16 protein-coding genes and 1 tRNA gene are annotated in these 16,064 nt (G+C 45.0%); 12 read left to right on the forward strand and 5 right to left on the reverse strand.

Annotated features, from left to right (window positions below):
• Positions 1–1,905 precede the first annotated feature (1,905 nt).
• Entirely contained in the window at positions 1,906–2,472 is a 567-nt protein-coding gene (locus tag T429_RS0109135) for a hypothetical protein (protein WP_005774701.1), read from the reverse strand.
• A 356-nt stretch (positions 2,473–2,828) separates the two neighbouring features.
• Between T429_RS0109135 and T429_RS0109140 the strand changes: the two genes are divergently transcribed.
• The 5 genes from T429_RS0109140 to T429_RS0109160 all read left to right on the forward strand — a co-directional run bounded on the left by T429_RS0109140 (position 2,829) and on the right by T429_RS0109160 (position 5,579).
• Positions 2,829–3,227, forward strand: coding sequence for a hypothetical protein (locus T429_RS0109140; protein ID WP_244548689.1), 399 nt, complete (start codon positions 2,829–2,831; stop codon positions 3,225–3,227).
• 134 nt (positions 3,228–3,361) lie between these two features.
• Positions 3,362–3,799, forward strand: coding sequence for a hypothetical protein (locus T429_RS0109145; RefSeq protein ID WP_244548688.1), 438 nt, complete (start codon positions 3,362–3,364; stop codon positions 3,797–3,799).
• The gene (locus tag T429_RS0109150) at positions 3,786–4,199 is read left to right on the forward strand and encodes a hypothetical protein (protein WP_126418270.1); all 414 of its coding nucleotides are present in this window, start codon (positions 3,786–3,788) and stop codon (positions 4,197–4,199) included. The genes T429_RS0109145 and T429_RS0109150 overlap by 14 nt, the downstream gene beginning before the upstream one ends.
• A complete protein-coding gene (locus T429_RS0109155; protein WP_005774705.1) occupies positions 4,126–4,812 on the forward strand; it encodes a hypothetical protein in 687 nt (228 codons plus the stop codon). Before T429_RS0109150 ends, T429_RS0109155 begins: the two co-directional genes overlap by 74 nt.
• 62 nt (positions 4,813–4,874) lie before the next feature.
• On the forward strand, positions 4,875–5,579 hold the full coding sequence (locus T429_RS0109160; protein WP_005774706.1) for a hypothetical protein: 705 nt from the start codon (positions 4,875–4,877) through the stop codon (positions 5,577–5,579).
• Here T429_RS0109160 and T429_RS10500 read toward each other — a convergent pair.
• Both T429_RS10500 and T429_RS0109170 read right to left on the reverse strand, forming a co-directional pair.
• Positions 5,576–8,272 carry a toprim domain-containing protein gene (locus T429_RS10500; RefSeq protein WP_081725153.1) on the reverse strand — a complete coding sequence of 899 codons (2,697 nt, stop codon included), beginning with the start codon at positions 8,270–8,272 and terminating at the stop codon, positions 5,576–5,578. The two genes, T429_RS0109160 and T429_RS10500, sit on opposite strands and share 4 nt — an antisense overlap.
• 14 nt (positions 8,273–8,286) lie before the next feature.
• Positions 8,287–8,616 (reverse strand): hypothetical protein, encoded by a 330-nt coding sequence (locus tag T429_RS0109170; RefSeq protein WP_026501005.1) that lies wholly within the window; start codon positions 8,614–8,616, stop codon positions 8,287–8,289.
• A gap of 59 nt (positions 8,617–8,675) precedes the next feature.
• On the opposite strand from T429_RS0109170, the gene T429_RS0109175 reads away from it, so the two are divergent.
• Positions 8,676–8,936, forward strand: a complete 261-nt coding sequence (locus T429_RS0109175; RefSeq protein WP_126418268.1) for a hypothetical protein — start codon at positions 8,676–8,678, stop codon at positions 8,934–8,936.
• A 2-nt stretch (positions 8,937–8,938) separates the two neighbouring features.
• Here the strand turns inward: T429_RS0109175 and T429_RS10010 are convergent, their stop codons facing one another.
• On the reverse strand, positions 8,939–9,997 hold the full coding sequence (locus tag T429_RS10010) for a YdaU family protein (RefSeq protein ID WP_005774710.1): 1,059 nt from the start codon (positions 9,995–9,997) through the stop codon (positions 8,939–8,941).
• Positions 9,998–10,416: 419 nt separating this feature from the next.
• Between T429_RS10010 and T429_RS0109200 the strand changes: the two genes are divergently transcribed.
• From T429_RS0109200 to T429_RS0109225, 4 genes are all read left to right on the forward strand, one after another.
• A complete protein-coding gene (locus T429_RS0109200) occupies positions 10,417–10,734 on the forward strand; it encodes a helix-turn-helix domain-containing protein (protein WP_005774711.1) in 318 nt (105 codons plus the stop codon).
• 313 nt (positions 10,735–11,047) lie between these two features.
• On the forward strand, positions 11,048–11,437 hold the full coding sequence (locus T429_RS0109205; protein WP_005774712.1) for a hypothetical protein: 390 nt from the start codon (positions 11,048–11,050) through the stop codon (positions 11,435–11,437).
• Positions 11,438–11,439: 2 nt separating this feature from the next.
• The gene (locus T429_RS10505; protein ID WP_078674242.1) at positions 11,440–11,628 is read left to right on the forward strand and encodes a hypothetical protein; all 189 of its coding nucleotides are present in this window, start codon (positions 11,440–11,442) and stop codon (positions 11,626–11,628) included.
• 1,060 nt (positions 11,629–12,688) lie between these two features.
• Entirely contained in the window at positions 12,689–13,447 is a 759-nt protein-coding gene (locus T429_RS0109225) for a lambda exonuclease family protein (RefSeq protein WP_005774713.1), read from the forward strand.
• A 688-nt stretch (positions 13,448–14,135) separates the two neighbouring features.
• On the opposite strand, the gene T429_RS0109240 is transcribed toward T429_RS0109225, so the two are convergent.
• Positions 14,136–14,210: transfer RNA gene (locus tag T429_RS0109240), tRNA-Thr, on the reverse strand.
• Between the two features lie 182 nt (positions 14,211–14,392).
• Between T429_RS0109240 and T429_RS10820 the strand changes: the two genes are divergently transcribed.
• Positions 14,393–14,545 carry a hypothetical protein gene (locus tag T429_RS10820; RefSeq protein ID WP_164713652.1) on the forward strand — a complete coding sequence of 51 codons (153 nt, stop codon included), beginning with the start codon at positions 14,393–14,395 and terminating at the stop codon, positions 14,543–14,545.
• A gap of 166 nt (positions 14,546–14,711) precedes the next feature.
• Positions 14,712–15,968 (forward strand): UDP-N-acetylglucosamine 1-carboxyvinyltransferase, encoded by a 1,257-nt coding sequence (murA, locus tag T429_RS10015; RefSeq protein WP_051410883.1) that lies wholly within the window; start codon positions 14,712–14,714, stop codon positions 15,966–15,968.
• The last annotated feature ends 96 nt before the right edge of the window (positions 15,969–16,064 follow it).

A 16,064-nucleotide genomic window follows, 5' to 3' on the forward strand; every position in this document is an offset into this window, starting at 1 on the left:
AGAGTGCATCCTCTATGAGATTGGGTACATGCCGCATGAGGGTGAGGCGTGTATCCCTTGAGGAGAAGGATGCACTCTTTGTGAGGTCAGAGTGCATCCTCTGTGAGATTGGATGCATGTAGGGTTGGATGCATCCAATGGGGGATGGATGCACTCTTTTGAGGGCTAGAGTGCATCCATAAGGGAAGGCATATCTCATAAAAATAGAGAAAGCCCAAGGAATTTATTTTTTAATGGTTTGTGTATTTTATAGATATCTGCTTTGTCTCCTCAATATTTGAGAGGGTTATAGAGTAAGACTCACTAATGAAGGTTAGCTAATGAATATTGAGATCTCTATGAGAATTAAGATATTTTTGTGCTTTTTTTTTGTCTTTTTCTTGATTTTATTAGCTTACATGAAATTTATGAGACATTTGTCTCCAATTTGGCTTTTGGTTTTGCCAATGGATTTGGTTTAATATTTCAATGATTTCAATGGCTTTATTCAGATGTCCCTTAAAGAATGGGGCTTTATCATAAAACAGAATAAATTGAGTCAATTTTGGTAATTCTTTATCTTTGACGTGTTTTATTCTACACGAGCTCGCTTGCTTGTAATGAGTCGTTTGCTTGATGAATTTTAAGATAAAATAGCGTTGAAAGCCCGTTAAAAGAGGAAAAGTCTGAGAGAGTTGGCTCTTTGATGCCTAAAATTTCTAAGATGAAGAGCAGAAAACGATAATTCATCAATCCATTGCTAGAATAAAATACCTTATTGCTGTTTCAACGATAAAGAACAATATCAGTGATTCTGTTGTGTCGTAAAACAGCGTATGCCGTAAAACAGTTTCTCTCGTAAATCCCTCGTCCTTTGAGGAGGAATTTTTAAGTTCATTTGAAAAAAGAATAATCTTTTTTGCAGGGAGAACTTATGAAAGAAAAGCCCAAAGTTTAAGAAGAGGATTTTAAGACAATACAGCCATAAAAAAAGCCCTCTGCTTCAAACAGAAGGCAATAATAAGAAGATTTTCAACATTGGGTCGTAAAAATATCAAAAAAGAATGAATTTAAAAAATGTACTCAATACAAAAATTCACCCTTAAAAACCTACTCCTCTGTAACTAGCAGAAAACTAAACAGAGAGCAATATAAAAATACTTTTTACAAAAAAGAAAACTTTGCTTTTTATGCCTTAAAGGTCATGAATACTTCTTTTTCATTGAATGTTTATTTTGCAATTCACTGTCAACTTAAGTCTTTAAAGATATTATGACGTATGCAACCATATTTATTCTTCACTAAAAAACCAACAAAGAGAGCATCCCATGGTAATAGACCGGCACAATAAATCGCTACGATGGATTGGTGTGGGGGAGCGGCTTTGTTTTTTTAAGGGGGGGCTTGTTGCGTGTAAGGGTTTTTGTGAGGCTTGTGTTTTGTTAGGTGTGGTGAGGGATGGAGGGGGGAGCTGTTGGTGTGTGTGCGTGGTGTGGAGGTGTCGATACATGGTTTTGGTGCAGGGTGCAGGCTTTTTGTTTTGAGTCTTGAAAGGGAGAAGAGGGCGGAGTTAGCTGTTTTCCTTGAGTGACTTGAGGGGATCGTGAAGCATTTTCGTGTGATGTGGGGGGCGTTAGGAGATTTCATGTTTTGGGGATGGCATTTCAGACGATGATGGGCTTGCTTAAAAAAAAATGCTGCCTGCTCTTTAGGGAAAAGAGAGGATTCCTAAAAAAAGACATGGGGGGCGTGCGTGGGGATGCGGTTGGGTTTTGCTGGAATTGTTGCGCGGCATGGGGGGAGAGGCTTTGTTTTTTAAGGGGGGCTTGTTGCGTGTAAGGGTTTTTGTGAGGCTTGTGTTTTGTTAGGTGTGGTGAGGGATGGAGGGAGGAGCTGTTGGTATGTTGCCCTGAATGATGAGGGGGATTATTCTGAATGTTTATGGTTTGCATAGCCCCAATGAAAGGCAAGTAAGTCTAAACAATCGCGTAAATGATCGGCAAGGGAGTTTTGTTTGCGTTTTGAAGGACTTAATTCTTTGATCGCTTGTCCATAACCGATCACCCGCTCAAGCAGTGAATAACCAAGAATACCAAGCTGTCCTTTGATGATTTTTAAATGATTGGAGGCTTCTATTTGCCGTTCAATGGGGTGGGTATAGCCTTGGCTACAAGCAACTTTTTCACGGGTGTAGTCAAGGCTCATGTGCAGGTCTGCCTGACTGTGACGCCAATAAAAATAAAAACGTTCTGCCGCTTTATATTGTGCCGGACTGAGATGTCCTTTTGCATATAAAAGTGCAATGGGACGGCTTTGGGCATTGACAAGAACTTTAATGGTACGCCGATTGCTGGAACTTTCTGGATGATGGGGTTGAAAATAAGGATTGCGCGTTTCAAGGGCAACTTCTTGCGTCTTTAAATGCCCCATATGCTGTCCTTTCTCGTGAAGCTCAAGAGGGCGCGTATTTTTTTTCTTATCGTGATGGTTCATCTCATCTCCTTGAATAAAATATCGTTGAATAAAATATCGTTTGATTCTCATTTTTTAAAAATGTTGCGGGCTCTTTAGGGAAAAGAAAGGAGTCCTAAAAGAAGACATGGGGGTGGCGTGCCTAGGGATGCGGTTGGGTTTTGCTGGAATTGTTGTGCTGTGTATGTGGGTGAAATTGTCCTTGGATTTTGCTTCTTGAAAAGAGGGGTGTTTTGCTGCATGGTGGATTTTCCTTGAATAATTTGATGGGGAGGGGTGTGAATGTCGCCTGATGGGATATTTTTGCCGTTGTTGGTGTTTTTAGGCTTTAATCGAGTCTTTCCTTACTTTTTATTTATATCAGTGCGCATAGAGCCATGAAGCGTTTCGGGCTTACAAAAAAGGCAGTGTTGAAGAAAGTGGTATGTTGGAGCATTGTGATGCTTGTCTCTCAGTTGCTTTACATAGGAGCCGAGCGTGTTGGTGTGAGCTGGCTGTGGTTCTCCAATAAGTGGGTGTTTAGCGTCCTTTTGGGCTTTGTCCTCGGTTTTGCTGTTATCTCTGCAAAGCACCTTGGGGTGACTTGGCTGGATTTTCTTTATATGGGAATGGAGAATTCGGTTGTTCCTTGGTCGTTGTTCTGGAAAAGAGTAGCCGTTTGCTGCATTGTCCTCCTTTGCCTCGCCTGTGCTTTTGTGGCTGTTCAAGCATTTCTGTGTGACAAGGAGCAAATGTTGGGGCTTGTTTGTATAGAGTCGTGTTTTCGGCAATGGTAAATGGGGTATGGGGGTAAATGGGGCATGGGGCTCAATGAGGCATGTGTGAAATTGTCCTTGGATTTTGCATCTTGAAAAGCGAGATGTTTTGCTGCATGGTGGATTTTCCTTGAATGACTTGTTGGGGGAGTGCCATGGCGTTGCGCGGGTTTTTGTCTTTGAAGAGACTGGTGTTTTTCTGCATTGTGGTTGCTGTCTTTGGGGCTGTTTATGTGGAAATGAAAGCGTTGGGGATGAGGTGGGGCGTATTTTTACGGGCTTTGGCATTTTATGGTACTCTGGGCATTCTCCTTATGGTGGGGTATGAAGTCCTGCAGCGACGCGGTGTAAAGAAGAGTTTGTTCTTCAAGATGCTGTTGTGTAGCTTCATTTTTGCCGCTGTTACTGATTTTATTTATAAGCAAGCCCAAGCTTTTGGTGTGAGCTGGCTTTGGTTCTCCAATAAGTGGGGGTTCTCCAATAAGTGGGTGTTTAGTGTCCTTTGGGGACTTGTCTTTGGTCTTGTTCTAGGGCTTATTTTTCGAGGGGCAAAACGTTTTGGGTTTAGGCTTTCATTCTTTGAAAAGAATTAAGATTTTGCTCTACCAACATGCTTGTTGGGGTTGTGTTTATGAGAGTGGAGGGGTGATGTCACGGGGGTTGGTGTTTTTGAAGAGCCTAGCGTTGACTTGCCTGTTGAGTTTTATTCTTGGTTTGGCTTTGATCGGAGCCAAATATTGGGGTGTGCCTTGGATTTGGTCCTTGAATGAGTGGGGTTCAATCTGCATTTGTGTCCTTCTTGTTCGTGTTATGAGCATTTTTTTTCATGAGGGAATGCGGTGTGTTGGGGTGACTTGGGCTTTGTTTTTAAAAAGAATGGGTGTTTTCTTTAATTTTATGGTTGCGGGGAGACTTGTTGATGTCGCAGAGTTTGGTGCTTTTACTGTTATTGCTGTTTTTTTGCCTTTTTGTTGGGGCTGGTGTTTTTCTTGATAAGGCGGCCAAGCGCCACGGGGTTACAAGGTGGATGTTTTTTGGCAGGTGGGTGCTCTTTTATGGCATGATTGCTCTTTACCTTGGTTTTATTTGTGCAGGCGTGGGGAGAAACGCTGTGAGCAGGGAGCTATTGTTGAGAGGAGCACTGTTTTCTTGCAGTTTTGCTGCTGTCCTTGGTTTGGTGCATGGGGGGGTAAAAAGTCTGCCTGTTGTTTGGCAAATGTTCGTAAAAGCAACCCTCTTTTGTGGCATGATGGGGGTTATCTTGTATCTTTTTGCTATAGGCATTAGCGATATGAATAGCGTAAGAGGCATGTTCTTGAAGGTGTTGGTCTTGGCACTCTTGTTGAAATTGCTCTTGGGGTTCTTTATACGCGCGCATCGTGATACGGTGGTACAGAGGGTGTTGTGGCTTTTGAATTTTGTGCTGTTTATCTGCATTTTGTCTCTTGTCTTTAATTTTGCTCAGTGGGGAGCAGAGCGTTTGGGTTGGAGCTGGCTTTGGTTCTCGAATCAGGATGTATTGATCTTCATTTGGGGATTTCTTTTTCCTTTTATTTATCAGGGAGTGAAGTCTGCGCGTGTTCTATGGGCTTGGTTCTTGAGGTAGGTGGTGTTTTTTTGTCTTATGGGCGTGACCTGTAACTTTACTGTAGGGTATTGGGGATATTGATGTCGAACGATTTGTTTTTTTTGCTGTTGTTGGTGTTTGCTTGCATTTTGGCTGTTGGCTTGTTTTTTCTTCATAAGGCAGCTGCGCGCCGTGGGGTGAGAGGCTGGATGCTTTTTTGGAGATGGGTGGTCTTGTATGGCTTGATGGCTCTTTATCTTGGTTTTATTTGTGCAGGTGTTAGAAGTGTCCCTGTGAGCGAGGCGTTATTGTTGAAAGGGGCGGTATTTTCTTGCATTTTTACCGCTGTCCTTGGTGTGATGCACTTCAGCGTAAAAAGTCTGCCTGTGGCTTGGGTTAGGTTTGTGAAGGCGATCCTCTTTTGTGGCATGATAGGGGTTATCTTGTGGCTTTTTGCGGTGGGCGTCGGCGTTATGAATAGCACCAGAGAGCTGTTCTTGAAGGTGTTGGTCTTGGCACTCTTGTGGAAATTGCTCTTGTGGTTCTTTATACGCGCGCATCGTGATACTTTGGTGCAGAGGGTGTTGCGTGTTTTGAATTATTTGCTGTTTATCTGTATTTGGGTTCTTGTCCTTTCCTTTGCTTTTCTGGGAGCAGAGCGTTTGGGTTGGAGCTGGCTTTGGTTCTCGAATCAGGATGTATCGTCCACTATAAGAATAAGTCTCTTTCTTTTGATTTATCAGGGAGTGAAGTTTGTGCGTCGTGATGTTGGGAGTTTTTTTAAAAAAAGTGAGAAGGGGCGTTAAAGATAACGTCGAGGAAAAGATTGTTCAAAAGAACAGCGATAGCGGTAGGTTTGGGGATCAAACCAGAGACCGACTTTGCCTTCAAAATCACCAGAACGTTGTTTGGCAATATTCATAATGACACCGGGGCGTTTGACTAAATCGGCTTTTTCTGCTGCGAGCGAGGCGGCAAAAATTTTATCTTCTAGCGACCGGTTGCGCCAAATGGTGATGATGTTAAAAGCATTTGCTCCAATTTCTGAGGCACCTTTAATATCTTCTGTTCCAGGGATATCTTTATCCAGCCCCCCTTTGCGGGCGTGGGCGACAAGATGAATATGTACAGTGTTTAAAACAGCCCAATCCACCATTTTATAAACCGCTTGTTCTTGTCCGGCATAATCATCAGAGGCAATGCCAAGCCGCATGAGACTGTCGATAATAAATTGATCACACCCATAGCGCGCACGACAATAGTCAAAGACATCAAGCAAGGTATCAACACTCGATTTGCCTACATGTTCATAAAGAATAAGCCCATCATCTAAAAAATGCAAAATGCGTTCAATGGTCTCTTTTGTAGGTTTTTCTAAACCGCCCGTTTGTTTGGTTAAACGCCGAAGCGATTGTTCTCCTTTCATTTCTAGCGAGGCTAAGCAAAGGCGACTGTTTTGCGCAATCCAATGGGGAATACAGTCAGACAACAATTGGCTTTTGCCCGCACCACTGGCGCCGCTCCACAGCGTTAATTCTGCAGGGCGAAAATGGAGTTTATCTTTAAGTTTAGGATAGGGAACCGTATAGCCAAGATGTTTTTCAGGCTCTGGCCAAAAAAGCCCAATGACTTGATCTTTATAGTCTGAGGCGCGTCGTAAGCCTTCTGGGGCAAAGCTTTTGGCAGAAGTAAAAGCTGCTTTTATGGTGGCAGCATCAATGCCGGCGGTTAAACATTCATTGGCATCTTTGCGGGGTAAGCGAACACGGTAGCAACGGTGACGCCCAAGCCTGTTGGCAATTTCATGGGCGGCTTCTTCTCCGGGCTGGTCCATATCGGTGGCTAAAAAAATGGTTTCAAATGCTTCCAAATGATCAAATTCATTTTCAATCCAATTGTGTTTGCCTCCCTTTCCACCGCCAAAGGGGACAGAGACTGCTGGATAGCCATAGGCAGCAAGCGAAAGCGCATCAATTTCTCCTTCCGTGATGACAATTGTTCGGTTTGTTGAGGAAAGTGTTCGGTTTGTTGAAGAAAGCGTGGGAAACAACGTGGGGTCCGTGGGCTCGGAGGTATGTGCGGCGCTGTGGGCTGTGGGTGTGGGTTCAGAGGTATGCGTGGTGGCGTGGGCTGGGGCTGCGGGCTCGGTGGTGTGCGTGTGCGCGTGGGTTGTGGGTGTGGGCTCGGAGGTATGTGCGGCGCTGTGGGCTGTGGGTGTGGGTTCAGAGGTATGCGTGGTGGCGTGGGCTGGGGCTGCGGGCTCGGTGGTGTGCGTGTGCGCGTGGGTTGTGGGTGTGGGCTCGGAGGTATGTGCGGCGCTGTGGGCTGTGGGTGCGGGCTGAGAGCTGTGTGTGGTGTTGTGGGCTGTGGGAGCGGGCTGAGAGCTGTGCGTGGTGTTGTGGGCTGTGGGTGTGGGAGCGGGCGCAGAGAGGTGCGTGGTGGCGTGGGCTGTGGGAGCGGGCGCAGAGGTGTGTGTGGTGTTGTGGGCTGTGGGTGCGGGCTGAGAGCTGTGTGCGGCGCTGTGGGCTGTGGGTGCGGGCTGAGAGCTGTGTGTGGTGTTGTCGGCTGTGGGTGCGGGTGCAGAGAGGTGCGTGGTGGTGTGAGCTGTGGAGGTGGGCGCAGATGTGTGCGTGTGCGCGTGGGTTGTGGGTGCGGGCGCAGAGAGGTGCGTGGTGGCGTGGGCTGGGGCTGCGGGCTCGGTGGTGTGCGTGTGCGCGTGGGTTGTGGGTGTGGGCTCGGAGGTATGTGCGGCGCTGTGGGCTGTGGGTGTGGGTTCAGAGGTATGCGTGGTGGCGTGGGTTGTGGGCGCGGGCTGAGAGCTGTGCGTGGCGCTGTGAGCTGTGGGTGTGGGCTGAGAGCTGTGCGTGGCGCTGTGGGCTGTGGAGGTGGGCGCAGAGGTGTGTGTGGCGCTGTGGGGTGTAGGGTAAAGGGCTTGCCAACCAAATAAAATCGGTTCACATTGGGCTGCTGTGGGTTTTGTTTTGGCGCCTGCTTGTGCAAGTCGTTCTTTGACTAAAGCAAGGGTGCCATTGGGTTTATAAAAGGGGAAAATGATTTTTTCACCCTCTTCTCCTATGCGGTAGCGCTTGATAATCTCTAGAGGGATATGGCGTTCTTTGTGGAGATAGGTTTTTACGCGATTTTGTGGGGGGTGCCCTTGAGGCACCGGTGGACGGCGGTAAGAGCGTTGGGGAACCATAAAAGGTTTGGGGCGTGTGAGATTGAGAACGGCGCGTGCTTCTTCAAGTGCTTGAGAGAGGTTCATGCCTTTGACTTCGCACCAAAGATCTAAAATATCGCCTCCGATACCTTCTGCAAAATCATACCAAAGCCCTGCTTTACTGCCACTTAAGCAAATCGATAAACTTTGACCGGGCTCACCGCGTGTGTTGCCAACAATCCAATGGTTACCGCGTTTATGCCCTTGGGGAAGAAGCATTTCTGCTATCCGATCAGCTTGGGCAATAAGTTTTTGTTTGATTTCAAAAATTGTGCTCATGGTTATGCGTGATTTTATACGTTTTGGGATTCTATTTTGCGGTTCTCGTCATTCAATCTCGTGGCGAAATCCGTAGCGCTATGGCGCTTGCCAATCTGCTTTGTGGGCTTTTTACGGGTTTTGGTTGGCTCGTCATTGCGAAACTTCTTGGCTTGCCAATGGGCTTGGCTTTTACTTAAACCTTCTAAAACAGCAACGCAGCTGTTTGTTTGCTTGTGTGGGAAGTGGAGCCCTTGCCGAGGGGCGGTGGGGCAAGGCGTGTGCGTGACAAGAGAAGAGGCAGCGGCTTGCGGGTGTTGTTTGAAGGATTGGCGCGTTGTTTGATCCTTCTCACGCGGCTGCATTGCGGTTTGTTTGCTTGTGTGGGAAGTGGAGCCTTTGCTGGAGGGTGGTGGGGCAAGGTGTGTGCCTGACAAGAGAAGGGAGAGAGAGGCGCGGGTGTTGTATTCCTTTGCGTGGAAAAGATGAAGCGTGTGGGGCATGGGCTGTTATGATGAGAGCAGTATGGGGGATGGTGATGCGTTTTATGGTGGCTGCTTTGCCTGTTGTTTGGATGGGTGTTGTTTGGATGCCTATTGTTGTGTTCAGGGTTATTTTGTTTATGGTTTTGAAACATTGGTGCCCCCGTGTTTGCTTGTGTGAAAAAAGGGTTCGGCTTATGTGATGTCAACAATCGTCGCTATAGTTGATCAGACTGCGGTAAAGGTTCTCGTCGCTTGCACAAGGGCGCGGTGAGACGCTTTCCTGTTTTTGCTGTTCTAGCCGTTCGATCTCACGGCGAAACCAGTTGCGCCATGTGGCTTGCCAATCTACTTTGAGGGCTTCTTTGCCACTCTTGGCTTGCCAGTAGTCGCGAAACTTTTTGGCTTGCCAATGGGCTTGGCTCTCACTTAAGCCTTCTGAAATTGCTGCCTTGATGTCTGCTTGCCAAGTTTCAGGAAGACGGTGTCCTTTGACAATGCTGGAAGGGATGTTTTTTTTGTTGGAACAAGGCGACGAAGGCGATGTTGAAAAGCTCGAGGACACACAATTGGCGGGTTTTTTTGTATTTTTCTTTGGGTCAATTGCTGTGAGAGGGGTCTCTCGCGCCCCTGCTTGGAGAGCAGTGGCGGTACCGTTTTCATGCTTTGTTTCTGCCAGTGAGGCGGAGAGAGCTAAAGCGGGAGGTGGTGCGCTTTGTTCCAGATTCTCTTGGCTGGAAAGGTCCTCTTCTTTCTCATCAAATACCCTATTCTTTTCAAAAACACCGTTAGGTGTTTCCTTTTCTTCTTCTGCCTTTTGAGCTTCTAAGTTTTGTTGATCATCTTTTGTTCGTGCGTGAAGCAGTTGTTGAATCTCAGTATTGATTTTCTTGCGCTTTTTTGCCGAAGAACGACCCGCAAAGGATTTTTGTTCCAGCAGTTTTTCACGCTCTTGAAAAACATTTTCGCAACGCGCATTCCATAAGCCATTGGCTAAATTTAAAATCTTACCCTCTCGGATCAGCATGCCTAAAACATTAACAAAAGTTCGCTTGTCACAACCGCAAAGACGCGCTAAACGTTCTTCCGAGATTTCTAGAGGACGACCGCGTGCATACATTTCATTGAGTAGAATGGTATAAATTCCAATCTCGTGTGCGCGCATGCCACGAACACCGCCTAGAAAGTCATTTTGGTACCAACAAACATATGGAAGCCTGGACGATTCATAGTGAGGAGTTTCTTGTTGATTAACGTGTTTCATACGGCAATCTACTTTCTTCTTTCTTATACAGTTTCATTGACAATAAAAGCGTAAACAGAAATTTAGCTTGTTGTTGCCTTTGGCTTTGCTCAATAACGATTAAGAGACTTCTTTATGATGTTTATCAATGAGTGGGGGTGCTGGAAGGGCATGGAAACTTAAAACTTTGGATTACAATGATGGAAAAAATAAAGAGGACAACACCTCCCAATGGCTTAGCTTTTGGGGTTCAGCTTTTGGAAGTGGTCTTTCATACCCTATGGTGTGGTGAAAGTTTTTTTATGAGCAAAAAATGATTTTTTATTCCCCCTTAAAAAATAAAATTTGTTTCCTTCATTTTATCCTTTTTAAAGGATATTTCAAGCCCATTTTGTAAAAAGGACGTGTTTTTTTTAAAAGACGCGCTATATGGTGGAACTATGAATATCGATGGTTGGCGTAAAAGATTAAGGACCGCTTTGGAAAAAAGTGGGCGTTCAAAAAGATCTATCTCCCTCGCTGCCGGTAAAGGTGCGGGGTACCTTCATTCTATCCTTTCTGAAGGAAAAGAGCCAACAATCGAATCTCTTTCGCGAATTTGTCACGAAATTGATATCAGTATGAATTATATTCTTTACGGTAAGGGGGCTAGTCCTGAAGATAAAGAATTTATAGAGCTTATTTCAAAGCTCTCTCCTGAAGAGAGACAGGCGATTTTAACTCTTTTGCGGCGACCCGTTGACGAAGTTTCAAAATAAGTTCTTTTTGTGCTTTTAAATCAAGACGACTCCAGTATTCTATTAATATTATATCACTCATTTTATCTCTCCTGTGTGTTTATCGTTGCAATTAAGTGAGAACAAATAGCGAACAACAAAAGAACATGAGGGGAACAAGGAATAACAGATCTTTATTTATGTATGTCATTTGAACCCCGCAAAGACTTAAAATATATCTTTTATGAAGGATAAAATGCTTGACATCTCTCCTATAGAGGATATAAGACTAACGCTATATTTGATCTTGTCAAGATGAAGCTCTGCTTTATCAACTGTCTAAAGGGGGAAAATCATGAAAAATATTCCATTCGTTAAAGAGGATGAAATCATTATCATTCTCTGCGAAGATGAAAAGCCAGATAGCTATGAAGGACCTATCGAAGAAATCGAAGAAGTACTCGAACTGATTGAAGAATCTGAAACTGTTTATAAAGTTTTACGATTTGATCTTACAACAAATCATGCTGAAGACGTGACCGAACAAATCGCTGATTGTTATGTCGAAAATTATGAAATAAACGAAGAAAATACCCACTTGCAGCCCTTCATTTTGAATAGTGAAGCCTATCATGCCTGTTTAGATGAAAGAGTGGCACGCGATTATGAAGATAATCTCTATGGCTCTTATGAAAAACAGCATCGCTTACGCCCTTGTGATGTCTTGTCAGATTATTGGTGGTAATTATGCCAAGTTATCTCAAGACGTCTTATCGAGGTTTTGCACTTTATTATGCTGGAAAGACTCGAAATTTAATCAGACTTGAACCACAAAAACACAATGCTGTTCTTTTTATATCGCAAGAGGCGGCTCTGTCGATGGCAAACAACTTGGCGGAAGAATATTGCCACCATGATTTTTCTGTCGTGCAATAGCAGCATGGGGAAAAAAGCTCTTTCCTCCCATGAGATAGATCATTGATGGTCAAGGTAAAGGTCTCCAGTGTTATTCTCACGGGGGAAAAGGGGGCTTTGTTGTGTTTTCCTTTCATTCATTTCTAGGGGCTGTTTGGGGGAGGCGCTGTTTTGTTGGGGGAGAGCCGATAGGAGGCGCCAGTATGGAGGAAAGAGGAAAGGGGGGCGGTGCCTGAGGGGGAAAGGTTGGCGCGCAGTTGCTTGATTTTTGGAGAATAAGGAAATGAAAAAGATGTCGCAAAAGGCAGAAAGTTCAGTGAGATATGCAAAGCGTCTTCTGGACAATGAAGTGTGAGAGAGGCTGAAGAGGAGGCCGTACAGATTGGATGAGGGCGAAAATTCTATAAAAGATCAGTTCAAGGCGGAATGTGGGTGTTGAAAGGAGCATCAGAGACTTAGCGTGAGAAGTGTTGCGTGGGGAAGATAGTGGGCGGTGTTGGGGGGGCGCTAAGGACCGTAGGAGCGGGGGAAGAAGGGAGTTTTGTACAGCGTTGATAAGGGAGGAAAATTCCATAAAAAGGTAGTTTTAAGGGGGTGTTGAAAGGGGCATCAGAGGCTGAGCCGTTGCAAATGTTGCTTGAGGGAGATGGCGGAAGATTTTTCAGGGGGCAGCCAAGCAAGAGATAAGTTACTTGGGGGAAGATGTTAGGGATGTGAGAGAGGAGACAGGGGCGGTTTTGTCCGCTTTCGTGTTGTGTGTGTGAGGGGCAGTGAGAGGTTTACCCCATGGTCGATCAGTTGACGGATAATTGACGGGATAGGTGTTTTTTCACGGGGGAAAAGAGAGGCTTTCCTTTCATTTATTTCTAGGAGCTGTTTGGGGGAGGCGCTGTTTTGTTGGGGGGGAGTCGATAGGGAGGGCTAATAGGGAGGGAGAGACAAGAGGGTGTGTGAAGCGTTTGTGCCGTTGGAGGGAAGGCAGAGGGGTCTGTTGTGCGTGGGGGGGAAGTGTGATGTTTTAAAGAGCATCTTGCAAAGAGGATAGAGTGTTAAAAAAAGAGCCAGATAAAGGGGGAAAAACATGCCAATTATTATCGATTGTATTCAGGGAACAGAGGAATGGCAAAAAGCGCGCAATGGTTTGATTACAGCTTCTCTGTTTGAGATGGTTATGGCAGAAAAAAAACAGGGACAAAAAACATCACGCTATCATAGTGTCATGATGAAATTGGCAGGAGAAAGAATAACCGGAAAAACCGTTGAGGAAGGAACAACATTTTCTCAGCGACGGGGGACAGAATTAGAACCAAGCGCGCGACAGCTTTATGGAAAATTAACACAGACAGAACCCGAATGTATTGGCTTTGTTTTAGCCGATGATCGCAGAAAAGGATTTTCTCCGGATGCTTTTGTGGGAAAAAATGGATTGTTGGAAATTAAAACAAAAAAACCTGAAATTTTAATTCCTCATTTTGCGCAAAAAAATTTTCCAGCAGAACATAAAGCACAATGTCAAGGAGGCTTATGGATTTCGCAACGCGAATGGGTGGATTTGATGCTCTATTGGCCAGATATGCCTCCTTTGATTAAACGGGCTTATCGTGATGAAGCCTATATCAGCAAGCTTGAAGTTGAAATTAGCCGTTTTAATGAGGCTTTGGAGAAGATGGTCCAGCACATTAAATGTTTCCAGACAGGCTTTAGCATAAGAACAGACAGGGCTTTGAGGGAGGGGGAAGGAAAAAAGTTGAAGACAAAGCGTCTGTTGAGAGGAAAAACAAGAGTAAAGCGGGGAAGAAAGGGATCTTGTGCAGCGTTGATTGGGGAGAAAATTCTATAAAAAGGTAAGTTTTAAGGGGGACCTGAGTGTTGGTGGGGGGCTTGAGAGATTTAGTGCGAGAAGTGTTGTTTGGGGAAGTGGGGCGATGTTTGGGAGAAGCTTTAAATGGGGGATGTACTTTGGAGGCAAGATATTGGAGCAGTGAGAGAGGAGACGGGGGGCTGGCTGTTTTTGTGTTGCGGGTTTGAGGGACATGAGAGGGCTGCCTCATGAAGCTTCAAGTTGACGGATAATTAATGGTTCACGTGTTTTTTCACGGAGGAAAGAGAAGGTGTTGTGTTTTCGTTTCGTTTATTGTGGAGAACTGTATTGGGGGAGAGTTGGTGGGGGGCTTGAGAGATTTAGTGCGAGAAGTGTTGTTTGGGGAAGTGGGGCGATGTTTGGGAGAAGCTTTAAATGGGGGATGTACTTTGGAGGCAAGATATTGGAGCAGTGAGAGAGGAGACGGGGGGCTGGCTGTTTTTGTGTTGCGGGTTTGAGGGACGTGAGAGGGCTGTCTCGTGAAGCTTCAAGTTGACGGATAATTGATGGTTCACGTGTTTTTTCACGGAGGGAAGAGAAGGTGTTGTGTTTTCGTTTCGTTTATTGTGGAGAACTGTATTGGGGGAGAGTTGTGTTGGTGGGGATTTTTGAGCTGATAAGAGAAGGTTTATAGAGGAAAGAGGGGAGGGACAAAAGAGGAATAAAATGGTGCTGCGAGAGAGGATTGAACTCTCGACCTCTCCCTTACCAAGGGAGTGCTCTACCACTGAGCTACCGCAGCCGTTTTCAATCGTTGCGCTGTCTTGTGCCATATTGTCATAAAATAGGCAAGAGAACATTTGTATATTCTTGCAAGAAAACGTATCTTATGTCATGACAAGTGTGTTCTTATACTCTTAAACATTTTTTAAAAAGCCGTGAGTTGATTGGATAGAAGCTCAACACTGTTAAAAAGGTTGCGCAATGACACAGATGCATCAAAAACAAAAGCACGATGAAATAAATCATCAAGAGGAAAAAGCAAAACGACGCCAAGAAAGATTGGCGCAGCAATTGCGTCAAAACTTAAAACGTCGAAAAGAGCAAAGTCGAAAAAGAGCCCAAGAAGAGCTTTAGAATGCAAAAAAAATGTTTTTTTTAAGGCAGCTTTGCAACCAAACGTCTCAATCATTTGTTCTCATCGTTAGAAGGCGTTTTAAAAAAAACGATCAATAAAGCATAACTTTTCAAAAGGAGAAAAACCTTTGGAAGGGGTGGCGCAAAGGAAAAGAGGGAAAACACGATGGATGCTATTCAAATTGTTGGTGGGGAAAAACTTAAAGGGACAATTCCGATTTCAGGGGCAAAAAATGCTGCATTGCCTCTTATGATTGCGTCATTGTTGACAGAAGAAACGCTTACGCTAGAAAATATTCCGCATCTTGCTGATGTTGAGTTGCTTATTCGTATTCTTAATAATCATGGGGTGGGATATGCCGTTGATGGACAAGAGTTTCATGATGATGGGACCAATTCAAGAACCATTCATTTTACCGCGCAAAAAATAGCCACAACACGAGCGCCTTATGAATTGGTGAAAAAAATGCGTGCAAGCTTTTGGGTGATTGGACCCCTGCTTGCTCGATGCTTGGAGGCTTATGTTTCGCTGCCTGGAGGGTGTGCTATTGGAACAAGACCCGTGGATTTTATTCTCGAAGGACTAAAAACATTAGGCGCTCATATTACCATTGAAAATGGATATGTTCATGCAAAAGCCCCAAAGGGATTAAAAGGAGCACATTACCGTTTTCCTAAAGTCACGGTTGGGGGAACCCATGTATTGCTGATGGCGGCGACAATGGCAAAGGGAACAACCACGCTTGAGAATGCGGCGTGTGAACCAGAAGTCACAAATCTTATTCGAACCTTGAATGCCATGGGGGCTCAAATAACCGGTGAAGGAACAACGACGCTTACCATTGAAGGGGTGAAAAAACTCAAAGGAACAAGAATACGCGTCATTGCCGATCGAATTGAGGCGGGGACATATGCAATGGCTGTGGCAATGGTGGGGGGAGATGTCTTTCTGAAAAATGCCAACCCTAATCATCTGACAACAGTGCTCAAAGTGCTGCAAAAAACAGGGCTTGAGATTCAAATAGAGCCGCAAGGAATTCACGTGAAGCGAAATCCAAAAAACACAAAAATTATGCCTGTTGATATTAAAACAGGACCATACCCTGCTTTTCCAACCGATCTTCAAGCGCAGTTTATGGCGTTGATGACACGGGCTGAAGGCATTTCCCATATTACGGAGACGGTTTTTGAAAATCGTTTTATGCATGTTCAAGAACTTAACCGTTTAGGGGCAGAGATAAAGCTTGATGGTGAGAGAGCAACTGTCTATGGAACAGAGAAGTTGCAAGGCGCCCCTGTAATGGCAACCGATTTGCGGGCTTCTGTCTCTCTAGTGATTGCAGCGTTGGCGGCAAAGGGCGAAACAATCGTTAATCGTGTTTATCATCTTGATCGTGGCTTTGAGCGGTTGGAAGAAAAATGAACCCGATGTGGTGCGAAAATTCAACGGATAACGGCGTGATCTTATCCCAAGAACATGGCTTGAATGTCTGTTGTTTGGAGGGGGTATTCAGGCATT

Origin of the sequence: Bartonella elizabethae F9251 = ATCC 49927, from assembly GCF_000518165.1 — a bacterium.
Lineage (GTDB): Bacteria > Pseudomonadota > Alphaproteobacteria > Rhizobiales > Rhizobiaceae > Bartonella > Bartonella elizabethae.

What these genes read in the sequence shown, in the direction of transcription:
- T429_RS0109135 (WP_005774701.1), bottom strand. Translation starts at nt 2,472, where the DNA reads ATGAACCATCACGATAAGAAAAAAAATACGCGCCCTCTTGAGCTTCAC.
- T429_RS0109140 (WP_244548689.1), top strand. Translation starts at nt 2,829, where the DNA reads ATGAAGCGTTTCGGGCTTACAAAAAAGGCAGTGTTGAAGAAAGTGGTA.
- T429_RS0109145 (WP_244548688.1), top strand. Translation starts at nt 3,362, where the DNA reads ATGGCGTTGCGCGGGTTTTTGTCTTTGAAGAGACTGGTGTTTTTCTGC.
- T429_RS0109155 (WP_005774705.1), top strand. Translation starts at nt 4,126, where the DNA reads ATGTCGCAGAGTTTGGTGCTTTTACTGTTATTGCTGTTTTTTTGCCTT.
- T429_RS0109160 (WP_005774706.1), top strand. Translation starts at nt 4,875, where the DNA reads ATGTCGAACGATTTGTTTTTTTTGCTGTTGTTGGTGTTTGCTTGCATT.
- T429_RS10500 (WP_081725153.1), bottom strand. Translation starts at nt 8,272, where the DNA reads ATGAGCACAATTTTTGAAATCAAACAAAAACTTATTGCCCAAGCTGAT.
- T429_RS0109170 (WP_026501005.1), bottom strand. Translation starts at nt 8,616, where the DNA reads ATGCAGCCGCGTGAGAAGGATCAAACAACGCGCCAATCCTTCAAACAA.
- T429_RS10010 (WP_005774710.1), bottom strand. Translation starts at nt 9,997, where the DNA reads ATGAAACACGTTAATCAACAAGAAACTCCTCACTATGAATCGTCCAGG.
- T429_RS0109200 (WP_005774711.1), top strand. Translation starts at nt 10,417, where the DNA reads ATGAATATCGATGGTTGGCGTAAAAGATTAAGGACCGCTTTGGAAAAA.
- T429_RS0109205 (WP_005774712.1), top strand. Translation starts at nt 11,048, where the DNA reads ATGAAAAATATTCCATTCGTTAAAGAGGATGAAATCATTATCATTCTC.
- T429_RS10505 (WP_078674242.1), top strand. Translation starts at nt 11,440, where the DNA reads ATGCCAAGTTATCTCAAGACGTCTTATCGAGGTTTTGCACTTTATTAT.
- T429_RS0109225 (WP_005774713.1), top strand. Translation starts at nt 12,689, where the DNA reads ATGCCAATTATTATCGATTGTATTCAGGGAACAGAGGAATGGCAAAAA.
- T429_RS10820 (WP_164713652.1), top strand. Translation starts at nt 14,393, where the DNA reads ATGACACAGATGCATCAAAAACAAAAGCACGATGAAATAAATCATCAA.
- murA (WP_051410883.1), top strand. Translation starts at nt 14,712, where the DNA reads ATGGATGCTATTCAAATTGTTGGTGGGGAAAAACTTAAAGGGACAATT.